Source organism: Iodobacter fluviatilis (genome assembly GCF_900451195.1).
GTDB classification, from domain to species: Bacteria; Pseudomonadota; Gammaproteobacteria; order Burkholderiales; family Chitinibacteraceae; genus Iodobacter; species Iodobacter fluviatilis.
In genome coordinates, this window is record NZ_UGHR01000001.1 from 237,029 (window position 1) to 251,881 (window position 14,853).

The window sequence follows — 14,853 nt, forward strand, 5'->3', positions numbered from 1 at the left end:
CATATATCAGGGAGTGGTAGAGCTCGCTGATAATTAAGGTCTGATGTTCCGCAGTGATCATCTTTTTAGTGCCTTCGGCACGTTGATTTTGGCTGTATCCCCGCGGGGGACTCCCTTTCTTGAACGGCCAAGAAAGGAAGCAAAACCGCAAACTCAAAAACACGAAGACCCCTACTACGGTCCAATCGAGTCGGCGGCGGGCGGGATTCGCTCGTCCCTCGCTCCCAAGCGATCCCCCGTCCCGCTTGTTCGGAGCTTGCGTGTTTCAAGGGGAGATTTAAGCCCCATGCCACGAGCTGCGATACAAATCCTACACAGGGTTTTTAAATACTTTAAACCTAAGAAAAAAACTTAACTCAAGCCCTATTTTTCTCCGTGAAACTCCGTGTTCTCTGTGGCATCGCGGGTTCAAGATTTGGGTTTCCGTTGCATAACATCAGTTAAGGTATCTAAACTTTGCTCTTGTTCTTTGGAAAGTTTAGTAAGCTTCGCATCATTTAAGTGCATAATAAACCCATCTGCTTGACCTGCTGGTGATCTATGACTTTCCTCCTCTCCCTGCTTGAAACCCGTATTCTGGGTGTTTTAATCGAAAAGCAAATTACTGTTCCTGATACCTATCCTTTATCTTTGAATTCCCTTGTTTCAGGTTGTAATCAGAAATCCAGCCGAGATCCTGTCATGTCAATTAATGACACCGAAGCGGATGAAGCGCTGGTGCATTTAAAAGAGCTGAAGCTGGTTGAGTCTTCGCACTTGGGCGGGCGTATTGCGCGTTATTCGCAGCGCTTTGCAGCCGTGTTTCAAGTGCCATCGCAATCGGTTGCTATTTTAACGGTGCTGATGTTGCGCGGCCCGCAAACGGCAGGCGAGCTGCGTTTGGCTTGTGAGCGTTTGCATAAGTTTTCGGATATATCAGCGGTAGAGGCTTTTTTAGAAGAGCTTGCATCCCGTAGTAGCGGGGCTTTAGTCGTGAAGCTGCCTCGTCAGCCAGGGGCAAGAGAGTGCCGCTGGGCGCATTTATTATCCGGCGAGCCGGTGATCAATGAGGCTACGCCAAGTGTTAAAGGCAGTGCCGATTCAGCCTTGCAGGCTAAAGTGGATCTTTTAGAAGCCGAACTCTTTGAATTAAAAGAAAAAGTGGCCCGCATTTGCGCTGAATTAGGTGTGGAATAACAGGTATTGCTGGCGTTTGGTGGGCAATTGCGATAAGCCTTTAATCAAACGTCAGACCTAGGCTGGCGTGCCATGCGGCAAAGAATGCCGCCTAGCAGAGGTATTAAAGTCTTCTTATATGCTGCCGATGATCTGGCTATGCGGCTTGCAAGCTTTCGAAACTTTGGCACGATGCTTGCATAGTCTTTTGATAACACTTGATCATCAGGATGTTTATCATGAGCACTTTTGTCATCCATCCCATCTGGCCGGTAAGTGAACCCGAATCAATGGAGTACGGCCTTTTCCGTGTGACTCGGCATGGCGAGCTGGAGCTGCTTCGTAGTGCCTGTCTGGAAAGTCTGACCGATGTGCATCACAAGATGCTGCATTTGGCTGAGCATGCTAAAAATCCCCGGCAATGCAGGGCGGATTGAGCTTTCACATTTAGGGTAAGATGCGGGCTTATTTTATTTTTCTCGTGATCCGCTATGGCCCTGAAGGCAACTATTTTTAAGTCTGATCTGCAAATTGCAGATATGGATCGTCATTACTACGCTAGCCATTCTTTAGTGATTGCCCGTCATCCTTCTGAAAATGATGAACGCATGATGGTGCGCCTTTTAGCCTTTGCTTTGCATGCCAGCGAAACGCTTGCGTTTACTAAAGGCTTAAGTGATACCGATGAGCCGGATATCTGGCAAAAAGATTTTACCGGTGCAATTGAATTGTGGATTGAATTAGGCCAGCCCGATGAAAAGCGAATTCGCCAAGCCTGTGGTAAAGCGCAAAAAGTATCGGTGTTTACTTATAGCGGCAATAGTGCGGATGTTTGGTGGAAAGGCATTGCCAGCAAATTAGAGCGTTTGGATAATCTGCAAGTGATTAATGTGCCGGTAGAAATGACCCAAACATTAGCTACTCTGGCTAATCGCAATATGCAATTGCAATGTACGATTCAGGATGGGCAGGTTTGGCTGGCAGATAACAGCCAGTCTATTGAAACACATTTCACAATTTTAAAAGCCTTTAAATAAAACCGGGTGGGGCAGTATTTATGCCCACGCGCCATTAATGATCACCTGTCAGTAAGAGCCGCCATTTATGGATTTAAACCAGCTTATGCTCGATGTCCGCCAGTTTGCACAAGCGCGCGATTGGGAGCGTTATCACACACCTAAGAATTTATGCATGGCGATGTCGGTAGAAATGGCCGAGTTAGTAGAGCATTTCCAATGGGCAACGCCAGAGGAATCTCAGCAATTAGATGCAGCTAAGCGTGAAGCGGTAGAGCAGGAAATGGCCGATGTATTGCTATATATGATCAGGCTGGCCGATGTGCTGAATGTAGATTTAGAACGCGCCATTCGGGCAAAAATGGTTTTAAATGCCGTTAAATATCCACCTTTGTAAATATGATGAATCTATCCAACGATCAAATTATTCAGGATACCGAGCGCTGGCTGGAAAAAGCCGTGATTGGTTTAAATCTTTGCCCCTTTGCTAAAGCGGTGCATGTTAAAAAGCAGCTTCGCTATGCAGTGAGTGATGCTCGTAATATTGATGTGCTGATTGAGACATTAATTAAAGAGTTGGAGCTGTTAGCAGAAACAGATTCGGCAAAGATTGAAATGACGCTGCTGATTCATCCCTATGTACTGGGGGATTTTTTGGCTTATAACGATTTTCTTGAAATTGCAGATTCAGTGCTTGAAGAATTAAATCTGGATGGCATTTTTCAAATTGCCAGTTTTCATCCGCAGTACCAGTTTGAAGGTAGCCAGCCGGATGATATCGACAATTACACTAATCGCAGTCCCTATCCTACTTTGCACTTACTGCGTGAAGATAGTATCTCTAAGGCGGTTGAGGCTTTTCCAGATGCTGATGTGATTGTTGATCGTAATATTGCCACTCTGCGCAGCATGGGGCATGAGGGTTGGAAAAAGCTCTGGGTGTAGGGGCTGAAGTAGATATAGAGCAAATACGCAGCATTTACATTAAAGATTAAATGAACTTTGGCGCTGTGGGTCATCCTAATAAGGATTGATTGCCAAGGATGATTTATGCTGCCCCGTTTTGCCATTTTGATCGTGGCCATTTTACTGAGTGCTTGCCAGGAAAAAAGTACGCCGCCTGCAAAAGCGCTTGCCAAGAACGAAGCCAGTACGCCTGATCTGTTTTTTAAGAAAAATCAGGCAGAGTGGGACAGCCTTTTGCAGTTTATCGGCCAGAATCCACAGGATATCAATTTGTGGGAAAGGCCGCCGCTGAAGCATGCGCTGCGCCTCTTGCTGGGCCCGCAGCTCAATGTGTTTAAACAGTATATGGAAAAATGCAGCCCTGTATTGCAGGATAAAGTGCTTTATATCCGGGGCAGTATGCAGGATGAAAGCAAGGGGCAGGCCTATCTGTTGATTGATATTGAAAACAGAAAGCTGGAAGTGGGGCTGATTAGCAATGGAAAACTGGAGGTGCTTTCAACTCCGGGTGAGGCTATTCGGCTGCCGGATGATTTAAAGCCGCTGACAGACAACCTAAGTATTCAAATGTAAGTATTTGTGCAAAGGGAGCCAGCGACAACGGCCTCAGCGTTTATGTTTTTTTGATCTCTGCATCACTGCCACTGTGCCGGGTAAATTTCGCATAAGCATTTACTCCTGTCAGATGACAGGTATAATACGCCCGCTGCAGCAATCATGGTCCTCGTAGTACAACGGATAGTACAAGTGCCTCCTAAGCGCTAGATACAGGTTCGATTCCTGTCGGGGATACCAGCGCAAACACATCAACCCGCTTTACGCGGGTTTTTTGTGGGCTGCGTTTGGGTTTTATATGCTAAAAATGCAAACAGCTCCATGATGGGGCTGTTTTTTGAAGCGATGATTGGCTCGTATTTTTAAAGCTTGAAACGGCCAAACTGCTCGGTCAGGTAGGCAGCCAGCTCGTTTAAATCATGGACGGTTTTGGTGGCTTGCTGCAGATTAGAATCAGACTGCTGCATTTGATTGGTAATATTTTCTGCGCTTTGTGCCATAGCGGTGGTGGCGTTTTGTTGCTCCAGCGTAGCGTGGGCAATTTCACCAATCTTGGCCATCACTTCATCCATGTTTTCGCGAATTGTCCCAATTTTGGCTGCGGCTTCTTCGGATAAGTTCACGCCGCTTTGCACCGCGGTAATGGTGGTTTGCATATTATTAACTGCAATGCCTGTTTCACCCCGAATCCCGTCAATCATGCCGGTAATTTCAATGGTGGCCGAAGAGGTGCGTTCGGCAAGTTTACGAACTTCATCTGCCACAACCGCAAAGCCGCGTCCTTGCTCGCCAGCCCTTGCGGCTTCGATTGCCGCATTCAGTGCAAGTAAATTGGTTTGATCCGCAATTTCTTTAATAACCCGAATAATGCCGCTGATATCCTGTGCTCTTTGATTCAGCCTGTCGAGCAGGCTGGATAAATCGCCGACTTCTCTGGCTGATTTTCCCACTTCATTGGCTACTTCTTTTACTGTAGAGGCCGATTGCCCAGATAAAGCACCTGTGCTGGTGACCAATTGATTGGCATCTCTGGAGTTATCAGCAATATGCGAAATACTGACGGTGATTTCTTCAATTGTTGCGGCATTTGAGGCTGATAAATCGGAAAGCCGCTGTGAGTCATTTGCCAGATCATTGAGCACCGAATTAATAGAGCCAATACCCGTGGTTAAATTAACTGTTTCCTTGCGAATATCAACGAATATGGAGCGCAATTGTTCGGTAAAGCGATTAAAGGCTTGCGCGGTCGCTGCAATTTCATCGCTGCCTTCAATTTCTATTTTGCGCGTTAAGTCACCGCCGCCCTGAGCAATTTCCTGCATGGCAATGCGGACTTTATCAAGGCTCTTAAGCATTTTGCTAATCAGAAAGCCTGCCACGGGAATCACAATAATTAAGAGGAAGACCAAAGCTGCAATGGCTTGCCACACCAATTGATTCAGCGGCTCCAGAATGGTGTGTTTATCAATGACAAGGATAAGATCAATATCCGTTCCCTCTACTGGCTGAACAAATACGTATTTATCTTCACCACCAATACTGATTTCTGTCAGCTCACGGCTATTTGCAATCGTAGCCATATTGCTGGCGTTCAGATCACTAGAGATATCTGTAGTGGGTTTGTTGAGTTTATCTTTGTCTGCATGGGCCAGAATTTGCCCTGTTTTATCAGCAAGAACAGCATAGCCATTGCCTGTGAGTTTAATGTTTAAAACATCTTTTACCACCCCTGCAAGTGATATATCTACTGCAGCAACGCCTTTAAAACCGGCATCGCCTTTTACTGGGGAGGCAAAAGATAATATTAGCTGTTTGCTTTCTGCATCGATATAAGGCGGTGTGAGAATGGTTTTTCCAGCCGCCATCGCTTGCTTATACCAAGGCCTTGATGTCGGATCAAAATCAGCAGGCATATTTACGACATGGCCGCTGATGAATTTTTTATCCGGGGTGCCGATATAGGCTAAATCAAATTTAGCACTTTTTTCGGTTTGATATAAAGCTGGCACCGGATCTGTCGCTTTTGATAATGCATCTGCAAGGCCTGAAACTATATTTTGTTTTTCTTCTACCCAATTACGCAGCACGACATTATAGCCCGTGCTAATCCCGATAATTTCATTATGCAAACTGACATTAATCATTTCGTGCCGCATTTTTAAATAGCTGCCATATGTAAGTATGGCGCCAGAAATAAGCGTGAGTAATGAAATAAATGCGATCAGTTTTACTTTAAGAGATTGGTTCATGATCGGGCTCTTTTATGCAAATAACATGATTTATACAGAAAGAGCAAAAGGCCATAGCGATTGAATTGCGAATGAATCCTGATTCGCAATAAAAAAGCAAGCCCTGCTTTAGGTATTTACATGGTAATTATTGCATATAAAAGAGCAAGTGCCAGGATTAATTAGCCTTTGCTGATCTAAGGTATTACCCGCGTATAACACGGATCACTTCATTCACGTCTTGCAATTTAATTAAGATTCTTTGTAATTGTTCAGCATCCCGGATTTCTAAAGTAAATCTCATTAATACGCGCTGATCTTTGTTTTGCGTATTCACGGCAGTGACATTGATTCGCTCTCTTGCCATGATGTCGCTTAAATCGCGCAGCAAAGTACCGCGGTTATGCGCTTCAACTAATAAATCTGTGGCAAAAACATGGCCGCGCTGAATACCCCAGTCTGCATTAATTAAACGCTCCGGTGCGGCACTGGCGAGGCGTTTTAATGTGCTGCAATCACTGCGGTGAATTGAAATACCGCGGCCCTTGGTTACAAAGCCCATGACATGATCGGGCGGAACAGGCTTGCAACATTTGGCGAGCAGGGTCATCAGTTTATCTACCCCCTCAATCAGAATGCCTTCGCCATTACCATTTGCTCTTGCTGCTTTGATAAAGTCGTTAGGCTGCTCAGAGATGGGCTCGATAGGGGCAAGGCTTTCTCTGAAGGCCTGATTAAGCTCACGCTGAGAAATTTCGCCCTGACCAAGCGCCGCAAACAGCTCTTCGATATGCTTGCAGCCTAATTTAACGGCGATATTGTCTTGATTAGCATCTCTGGCTGCGCAGCGGGCGGCTTCTTTATCGTAAATTGAGCGGCCTGCTTCAATGGCGATATCCTGGTGCTGCTGGCGTATCCAGTGGCGTATTTTGCTGGCGGCACGGTGGCTCTTTACATAGCCCTGATGCAGCCAGTCAAGGCTGGGGCCGCCTTCTTTGGCTGAAAGGATTTCTACCCGCTGGCCGTTTTCCAGTGCGGTGTAAAGCGGCACAATCTGGCCGTTTACTTTTGCACCACGGCAGCGATGGCCCAGATCGGTGTGCACGTGGTAGGCAAAGTCTACCGGCGTGCTGCCCTTAGGCAGGGTGATGACGCGTCCTGCCGGGGTGAGTATATAAATAGTGTCATCAAACAGCTCGGCTTTGAAGGTCTCGGCAAATTGCGTTTCGCTGGCCATATCTTCGCGCCAGTCTAGGAGCTGGCGCAGCCAAGCAATTTTTTCTTCGTAGCGGGCATCGCCTTGGCCGCCTTCTTTGTAGCGCCAGTGTGCAGCCACACCGTATTCGGCGTGCTCGTGCATTTCTATGGTGCGGATCTGTACTTCAACCGCTTTATCATTTTCACCGATCACAGCGGTGTGCAGGCTGCGATAAAAATTGCCTTTAGGGTGGGCAATATAATCGTCAAATTCGCCAGGAATAGGCTGCCAGAGGTTGTGCACAATACCAAGCGCGGTATAGCAGTCTTTTAAATCAGGCACCAAAATACGCACGGCGCGGATATCGTAAAGCTCAGAGAAATCGAGCTTCTTTTTCTGCATCTTTTTCCAGATACTGAAAATATGCTTGGGCCGCCCCATCAGATCGGCTTTTACCCCCGCGTTATTCAGCTCAATTCTGAGGGTGCTTAATACGTCATCAATAAATTTTTCCCGGTCAACCCGGCGCTCATCCAGCAGTTTGGCGATTTTTTTATAGGTGTCGGGGTGCAAGTACCGGAAGCCTAGATCTTCCAGCTCCCATTTGATTTGCCATACGCCTAAGCGATTGGCCAGCGGGGCAAACAGATCCAGGGTTTCTTGGGCTATACGGCGGCGTACATCGTCCGGAGCCTGCGCCAGCTCATGCATGGTTTGGGTGCGCCAAGCCAGCTTGATCAGCACGGCGCGGATGTCTTCCACCATGGCGATCAGCATTTTGCGTACGGCCTCGATCTGCTGTGCAGCATCTGCCGCTTTGCCACCGGCAGGATGGGCTAGGCTGCGTAATTGACTGACCTTGCTTGCACCATCAAGCAGCCGTGTGACATCCGGGCCAAAGTGGGTATTGATCAGCTCCATAGGCTGATTCAGCTGGGTAGGCAGGGCAAATAAGAGTGTGGCGATGACGGAATTGGCATCAAGGCGTAAATCCGCCACGATAGAAGCGCTGGCTACGGCGTGCTGAAAGAGCGAGCTGCCGGTATCGGTATGAATGCGCTGGCCGTATTGCTCAAAGACCCAGTCCAGTGCTTGTCGTAAGCGTACGATATCTGTTGGCGGGTAGCGCTCTGTTAAGGCGCTGAGCCAGCGATCAGGATCTGCCGCTTCTGCAATAGATTGGGCAAGCGGGCGGGTAACGGCAACCATATCGAATCACTACGAAAAATTAGAAGCTAATTTTGCCTACTTTGCGTGGCTAGTCATAGAGTGAACTGTGTTTATTGTAAATAATTTCTTGTTTTTATATAGGAAGACTGCTGTTTTTTACTTACAAGAAACAAATCCCCGATTAAATGCGCCGATATTGTTCTGAAGCTTGAGGTTTGGGTGGAATAAGCCGATACAGCTTTTACCTGAATACGCGAGCAATCAACTAAAGAAATGCCCCGCTCGTTTCCTTGGTTTAATTGAAGGCATGCTCAGAGTTTAAAAAATTGAATTTGATCCTGTACAAGCTGAGTTTGAGTGCCGATATCAGTGGATGTTGCGCTCAACTCCTCGGCAAGCGCGGCATTGTTGCCGGATATGCGGTTAAATTGGCGCATGGTTTCACTCATTTTCCCAATTGCACCAGATTGGTTGGCAGCAGATTCGGAGATTTGCGAAATCAGATCGGCGGTGCGTTGAATTGAGTTTTCAATCTGATCCAGCGCTTGGATGGCGGCATCTGATTTATCGATACTTTCTGTTGCCAGCGCTTCAATATCAGAGGCTGCAATCTGGCTTCTGAGTGCCAGTTTTTGCACTTCTGTGGCGACAACAGCAAATCCTTTGCCGTGTTCTCCCGCTCTGGCGGCTTCAATGGCGGCATTCAGTGCCAGCAAATTAGTCTGGTAGGCAATGTCGTCAACAATACTGACCTTTTTGGCGATTTTACGCATCACACTGACCGTTTCTCTGACGATGTACGCGCCATTTTTAGAGGCTGCAACCGCGTCTTTAGATTGCGTGACAGACAGCTGGCTGTTTTTAAGCGTGTGGTGTGTGGTATCGGTGAGCAGATTTAAAGTGTTGGTATTTGCCTCAATGCCGCTTGCCAGCTCACCACTGGAGTCCCGAAGCTGTTGTGCGGTCGCGTTAATCTGAGCAGAGAGGGTAGAGAGCGTTGCAACGCAGTTTTGGGTTTCTGAAATAATCAGCTTTAAATGCATTCCCATGGCCTTAATGCCTGCCAGCAGGCCCGTTGAATCTTGTGGATTCAGTGCGGTAACGACTTGTAAATTGCCTGCTGCAATGTGGGTCATCACATTCGCCATGGCAGGTTCGGCTTCTAATATACGGATCACTTTGCGGTAGGTAGAAGCCACAATTAAGGTAATGATCATCAGCGTGATGATTAATAGACCTAGTGCCAGCGTAATGCTTTTTTGACTGGTTTTTGTGGCCGCTGTTTCTTCCTGTTGCTGGTAAGCCAGCGCAAGCGGAACGACGGCATCGATAGCTTTGCGGTGAGTGACATAGAGTGCTTGCAATTTGAGAGCCGTTTCTTTTATTGAAAGGCTGTCGTAGTTTTCTATTGCAGGTAGTAGCTGCTGATTTAAAAGGCTTAAGTATTGCCGGGCTGGGGGATAAGCTGAATCACGCATAGCGCTGATAATAGAAGCGGGAAAAGCGCTGTTTTGCCAGTATTTTTGCCGCTCTTCAAAATGGGCGACCGCTTTTTTCAGGTCTTGAATCAGCAAGGCACGCTGAGCGCCATCGTTGCTATTAATTAATTGTTGGGCCAGTAAATGTGTTTCTACCAGATTGGCTGGTGGAGGGAGTACATCGGCAATTAAATCTTTGCTGGTGATAATGCGCTGGTAACGCGGGCCATTAATCAACACTTCAGAAGAAATACGCCAGATCATGGCTGCTTGAGTTAGCAGTAATAAAATAATCAGCAAAAGCAGGCTGATGAATTGCCTGCGTACCGTCGCCGCTTTGCTCATTAATCATCCCTCGCATTTAAAATAAGAAACTAGGCCGATTGCAGAGTAAAACGTATTCTGCAAAATAAAATATGGATACAGGATATTTTGGGCTTAATTTCTTATTTAGCTTAGCTCAGGCGGCATATTTCTCAAACATACATAAACTGGCCTTGCTCTATTAATAGCGGCTGCCAGAGCTTAATTCATCTTGTAAGCGATGAAGCAGAGCAAGCCTTTGCGGGCTGATCGTGCCTTCTTCCACCCCAGCACGCATACCGCAATCGGGCTCCTGGCGGTGGCGGCAATTATGAAAACGGCAGGTGCCGATGCGCTCTCGGAACTCCGGGAAATAAGCGGGTAAATCCTGGGCTGTAATATGCGCCAGGCCAAATGACTGCAGGCCGGGGGAATCAATCAGCGCGGATTCGGCATCCAGATGATAAAAAGTAGCATTCGTGGTGGTGTGTTTACCAGAATCAAGCGCAACCGAGATTTCATTGACCCGGGCATTGGCATCGGGCAGAAGGGCATTGGTAATGGTGGACTTACCCATCCCTGATTGCCCTACCAGTACAGAAATATGCCCGACTAATGAATCACGCAATGGCGCGATATTATCCAGCGCTGAAATCTCTACCAGCTTGTAGCCTAGGTTTACAAAGTATTCCAGACGCTCTCTGGCAGCCGTTGCTGATGGTAAATCGCATTTATTTAAGCAAATTAGTGTTTGAATGCCACCGGCTTCGGCGGCAATGGCACAGCGGCTGATCAGCTCGGTGGAAAAGCTAGGCTCTGAAGCCACCACAATAATCAGCTGGGTGACATTGGCTGCAATCAGTTTACTTTTCCACGCATCCGAGCGGTACAGCAGGGTTTTACGCTCTAAAACACGTTCAATGACTGCTTGTTCGTCATTTAAAATTTGAATGTCGACTAAGTCGCCGCAGGAGTAATCCGTTTTTTTACCACGGGTGCTGGCCCGAAGGCGCTTGCCACCCGCGCATTCAATAATATAAGACTTGCCGTGGCTAGCGACGATACGGGCTGTTTCGGTCATGTAGTTGCTTTTTAAAGTGAGGGCGTCCCAAAAGGGCAACGCAGATAAATCATTGAGGCAAATGCCATCGATATGGATTGATTCCGGGGCCGGGCTCTGGCCCCGGAAGAGGCTTAGTTTTTTTTATGCAGGGCGTCCGAGCGTGCGGCACAGATAAAATCATTACGGCTAACACCATTGGCGCTATGGGTATTCCAGCGCACGCGGCAGCGGCTGTAGCTGACATCCAGATCCGGGTGGTGGTCTTGCTGATTGGCCATCCAGGCGACTGCGTTTACAAAGCCCATGGTTTCATAAAAGTTTTTAAAGCGAAAAGTTTTCTCAAGATAGGCTTCGGTAACGATCCAATCCTGCAGATCAGTAGAGAGCATTTCGGCTTCAACTTCACTGAGTTTAGCTGCATCATCTTGGCAATTTTCTGTGCTTAGCATTTATGTTCTCTCTGAGGGGATCAATATTAGCAATTAGTCTAATTCAGTTTTTTCAAAGCTGCGATCCGTAATGCTGCAGGCGGGTGACTATCGTAAAACATACTGTGCAAAGGATCGGGCGTCAGCGTGGCGGCATTATCGCGATAAAGCTTTACCAGCGCATTAATCAGATCATGGGCTGATTCTTGTTTGGCAGCGTAGGCATCGGCTTCATACTCGTGTTTGCGTGAAGACATTGAGCTGACAGGGGCAAAAATAAAGGTAAAGACCGGCATCACTAAAAAGAACAGCAGCAGTGCTGTTGCCGTGGATTGGCTGCTGACGCCAAGCCCCTGATAAAACCATAATTCTTGTTTTAATTGCCCTAAAACCCACAGCATGCCCAGCATCAGTCCAAAGGTCCAAATCATGCGTTTGGCAATATGACGATGCTTAAAGTGGCCTAATTCATGCGCCAGAACGGCAGCGACTTCGCTGCTGTTTAAATGCTTGAGAAGAGTATCAAAAAACACAATTCGTTTGGCTTTACCCAAGCCGGTAAAATAAGCATTGCCGTGGCTGGAGCGTTTAGAGCCATCCATTACATAAATGCCATTGGTTTTAAAGCCGCAGCGGCTTAAGAGCGATTCGATCCGCTCTTTTAAATCTGGATCAGAGAGCGGCTCAAATTTATTAAAAATAGGCGCAATAAAAGTCGGAAAAGCCCACATTAATAAGAGTGAAAATCCGACCCACACGGCCCAAACCCATAGCCACCAATACGTGCCCATTTGCTCCATCAGCCAAAGCACTCCCGCCAAAAGTGGCAGGCCAATTATGGTGGCCACAGCGGTGGTTTTAAGCGTGTCAGCAATAAATAATTGGGCGCTCATATTATTAAAACCAAAGCCAGCTTCAATTTTAAATGTGGAAATCAGAGTAAATGGCAGAGTGATTAAGCTATGAATCAGCGTAATGCCCATAATCAGGGCAACACCCGCCCAAAGCGATGAGGTAAACCAGCCTGATATCAGCTGGTTCAGCCATTCAATCCCGCCGCCCAAAGTAAATGCGCCCAAAAGCATGGCTTCAAACAGAGTAACGATCATGCCAAAACGTGTTTTTGCCACAGTGTAATCCGCGGCGCGTTGGTGCGAGGCTGGGGTAATCTCAGAGATAAACTCAGCAGGAACGCTGCCTCGGTGGCGTTTTACATGGTTGATATGGCGCATTGCCAGCCAGAGTTGCAATATTACGCTGGCCGTTAAAGCAAACAGAAAGAGGAGGGAGAACTGATTTGCGTTCATTTACGGGTAAAATAGCATTTTTGTGTGTTGAATAGGGCCAAGTATGCCACAAGACAAGAACCACCTCATCTGGGTTGATATGGAGATGACTGGGCTTGATCCCGAGAAAGAGCGCGTGATCGAAATTGCCGTCATTATTACCGATAGCAATCTGAACATGATTGCCGAAGGCCCCGTGCTGGTGGTGCATCAGGATGACAGTGTGTTAGATGCCATGGATGACTGGAATAAAAATACCCATGGTAAATCTGGCTTGATTGATAAAGTAAAAGCATCGGCGATTACTGAGGCCGAAGCAGAAGCACAACTCATCGCCTTTTTGGAAGAGTTTGTTCCTAAAGGTGCATCGCCACTATGCGGTAATTCAGTCCATCAGGATCGTCGCTTTTTGGTGAAATATCTGCCTGAGCTGGAAGAATTCTTCCACTACCGCAATCTGGATGTTTCTACCCTTAAAGAGCTGTGCAAACGCTGGCAGCCAGAAGTGGCTAAGCAATTTAAAAAACGCGGCGCGCATACGGCATTAGCAGATATCCAGGAATCGATTGATGAGCTGAAGTTCTATCGCGAAAATTTTATTCGTGAGCCAGCGGCGGCGGTTTCAGCCGACGTTTAAAAAAGCGAGCCGGGAGGATTCTGTTATCACCCCGGTTGCGGCACCTGAACCACAGAGCAAACAATTTGTGAATCTCTGCATTTTCTGTGGCTTGAGGTATGGCTTTCTTAGCATTCAGCTGAAGCATTTTGCTGATCAGTGATGGTGATGCCCCCGCGCAGCGGTGTTTTATTTTCAGCCGCGCGGGTATCACATCCTGCTCATCTTCAGAGTTTGTTTGAAATATAAAGGTGTCACCCCCATGTTGGTACTAGCAACAGAACTCGGACGCTTGCTGCTGGCGCGTGGCCAGAGTGTTACAAGCGCAGAATCTTGCACTGGTGGCCTGATTGCCGGCGCAATCACCGATGTGGCAGGCAGTTCGGCGTGGTTTGAGCGTGGTTTTATTACATACTCCAATGAAGCCAAAATGGACATGCTCGCCGTTCCGCCAGATTTTATCGCAAGGCTTGGCGCAGTAAGCGAGCCGGTTGTCGCCGCTATGGTGCAAGGTGCATGTCATTTAGCCAGTGCTGAATGGGGTGTGGCGGTGAGTGGTGTAGCTGGCCCCTCTGGAGGAAGCGTAGAAAAGCCGGTGGGCACCGTTTGCTTTGCTTTTGCCGGGCCAAGTGGAATTATCACTGAGCAGGAATTATTTGATGGCGACAGAGCCGCGGTGCGCATGCAAACCGTACGCCACGCCCTGATTCGCCTGATTGAGTTGATTGAAGAACAAGATTGAAACGACTCTAAAAAAAAGAAATGAAGGAAAATAAATGACCACGGTAGTAGTCGTTAAAAAAGGTGATCAGATCGCCATTGCGGCGGATAGCCAGTCTACTTTTGGCGATACCCGGCTGGGTGCCGGGGACGATGCATGCTGGAATAAAATTTTTGCCGCACACGATGGTTATTTTTCGATTGCAGGCAGCGCTGCACATGATCTGGTTTTGCAGGCCGCGCTTAAAAAAGTAAAAAATCTGGATTTCAGCGACAGGCCAGCGATTTTTGAAAGTTTCAGAAAGCTGCATCCTAAATTAAAAGACGACTTTTTCTTAAAAGTAGACGAAGAAGAGGACGATCCTTACGAATCCAGCCAAATGACCGTGCTGCTGGCTAATCCGCATGGCATTTTTGCTGTCTACAGCCTGCGCGAAGTCTATGAATACCAGCGTTTCTGGGGCATAGGCAGCGGCCGCGATTATGCGATTGGCGCGATGAATGCCGTTTACGATAATCCTGATTTAAGCGCTGCTGATATCGCACGTATTGGTGTTGAGGCCGGTTGTGCTTTTGATGTCAGCTCATCGATGCCGATGACCAGCTATTCAGTAGACCGGGTACGCACTGCCACTGCAAAAACGGGCAAATAATAAATATATTTGTGGTTC

The 14,853-nt window shown here is 47.4% G+C and carries 15 protein-coding genes and 1 tRNA gene; 10 read left to right on the plus strand and 6 right to left on the minus strand.

Annotated features, from left to right (window positions below; genetic code table 11):
- Window positions 1–540: 540 nt before the first annotated feature.
- The 7 genes from DYD62_RS01005 (at window position 541) to DYD62_RS01035 (ending at window position 3,932) form a co-directional block, all read left to right on the plus strand.
- Entirely contained in the window at window positions 541–1,176 is a 636-nt protein-coding gene (locus DYD62_RS01005; protein WP_115225668.1) for a YceH family protein, read from the plus strand.
- A gap of 218 nt (window positions 1,177–1,394) precedes the next feature.
- The gene (locus DYD62_RS01010) at window positions 1,395–1,592 is read left to right on the plus strand and encodes a hypothetical protein (RefSeq protein WP_115225669.1); all 198 of its coding nucleotides are present in this window, start codon (window positions 1,395–1,397) and stop codon (window positions 1,590–1,592) included.
- Window positions 1,593–1,646: 54 nt separating this feature from the next.
- The gene (locus tag DYD62_RS01015) at window positions 1,647–2,192 is read left to right on the plus strand and encodes a YaeQ family protein (RefSeq protein WP_115225670.1); all 546 of its coding nucleotides are present in this window, start codon (window positions 1,647–1,649) and stop codon (window positions 2,190–2,192) included.
- A 67-nt stretch (window positions 2,193–2,259) separates the two neighbouring features.
- Window positions 2,260–2,568, plus strand: a complete 309-nt coding sequence (locus DYD62_RS01020; RefSeq protein WP_099398056.1) for a nucleotide pyrophosphohydrolase — start codon at window positions 2,260–2,262, stop codon at window positions 2,566–2,568.
- 5 nt (window positions 2,569–2,573) lie between these two features.
- Window positions 2,574–3,116, plus strand: coding sequence for a DUF1415 domain-containing protein (locus DYD62_RS01025; protein ID WP_207916297.1), 543 nt, complete (start codon window positions 2,574–2,576; stop codon window positions 3,114–3,116).
- A gap of 105 nt (window positions 3,117–3,221) precedes the next feature.
- Window positions 3,222–3,710, plus strand: a complete 489-nt coding sequence (locus DYD62_RS01030) for an Ivy family c-type lysozyme inhibitor (protein ID WP_115225672.1) — start codon at window positions 3,222–3,224, stop codon at window positions 3,708–3,710.
- A 147-nt stretch (window positions 3,711–3,857) separates the two neighbouring features.
- Window positions 3,858–3,932: transfer RNA gene (locus DYD62_RS01035), tRNA-Arg, on the plus strand.
- A gap of 122 nt (window positions 3,933–4,054) precedes the next feature.
- Here the strand turns inward: DYD62_RS01035 and DYD62_RS01040 are convergent.
- The 6 genes from DYD62_RS01040 to DYD62_RS01065 all read right to left on the minus strand — a co-directional run bounded on the left by DYD62_RS01040 (window position 4,055) and on the right by DYD62_RS01065 (window position 12,867).
- On the minus strand, window positions 4,055–5,941 hold the full coding sequence (locus tag DYD62_RS01040) for a methyl-accepting chemotaxis protein (protein ID WP_115225673.1): 1,887 nt from the start codon (window positions 5,939–5,941) through the stop codon (window positions 4,055–4,057).
- Between the two features lie 184 nt (window positions 5,942–6,125).
- Entirely contained in the window at window positions 6,126–8,327 is a 2,202-nt protein-coding gene (locus DYD62_RS01045; protein ID WP_115225674.1) for a RelA/SpoT family protein, read from the minus strand.
- 272 nt (window positions 8,328–8,599) lie between these two features.
- On the minus strand, window positions 8,600–10,111 hold the full coding sequence (locus DYD62_RS01050) for a methyl-accepting chemotaxis protein (protein WP_115225675.1): 1,512 nt from the start codon (window positions 10,109–10,111) through the stop codon (window positions 8,600–8,602).
- A 160-nt stretch (window positions 10,112–10,271) separates the two neighbouring features.
- Complete coding sequence (gene rsgA / locus DYD62_RS01055) at window positions 10,272–11,150, minus strand: ribosome small subunit-dependent GTPase A (protein ID WP_115225676.1); 879 nt, start codon at window positions 11,148–11,150, stop codon at window positions 10,272–10,274.
- Between the two features lie 113 nt (window positions 11,151–11,263).
- The gene (locus DYD62_RS01060; protein ID WP_115225677.1) at window positions 11,264–11,581 is read right to left on the minus strand and encodes a 4a-hydroxytetrahydrobiopterin dehydratase; all 318 of its coding nucleotides are present in this window, start codon (window positions 11,579–11,581) and stop codon (window positions 11,264–11,266) included.
- A gap of 38 nt (window positions 11,582–11,619) precedes the next feature.
- On the minus strand, window positions 11,620–12,867 hold the full coding sequence (locus tag DYD62_RS01065; protein ID WP_115225678.1) for a M48 family metallopeptidase: 1,248 nt from the start codon (window positions 12,865–12,867) through the stop codon (window positions 11,620–11,622).
- 43 nt (window positions 12,868–12,910) lie between these two features.
- Between DYD62_RS01065 and orn the strand changes: the two genes are divergently transcribed.
- The 3 genes from orn to DYD62_RS01080 all read left to right on the plus strand — a co-directional run bounded on the left by orn (window position 12,911) and on the right by DYD62_RS01080 (window position 14,835).
- Window positions 12,911–13,483 carry an oligoribonuclease gene (gene orn / locus DYD62_RS01070; RefSeq protein ID WP_115225679.1) on the plus strand — a complete coding sequence of 191 codons (573 nt, stop codon included), beginning with the start codon at window positions 12,911–12,913 and terminating at the stop codon, window positions 13,481–13,483.
- Between the two features lie 241 nt (window positions 13,484–13,724).
- The gene (locus tag DYD62_RS01075; protein ID WP_115225680.1) at window positions 13,725–14,204 is read left to right on the plus strand and encodes a CinA family protein; all 480 of its coding nucleotides are present in this window, start codon (window positions 13,725–13,727) and stop codon (window positions 14,202–14,204) included.
- A 34-nt stretch (window positions 14,205–14,238) separates the two neighbouring features.
- Entirely contained in the window at window positions 14,239–14,835 is a 597-nt protein-coding gene (locus tag DYD62_RS01080) for an MFS transporter (protein WP_115225681.1), read from the plus strand.
- The last annotated feature ends 18 nt before the right edge of the window (window positions 14,836–14,853 follow it).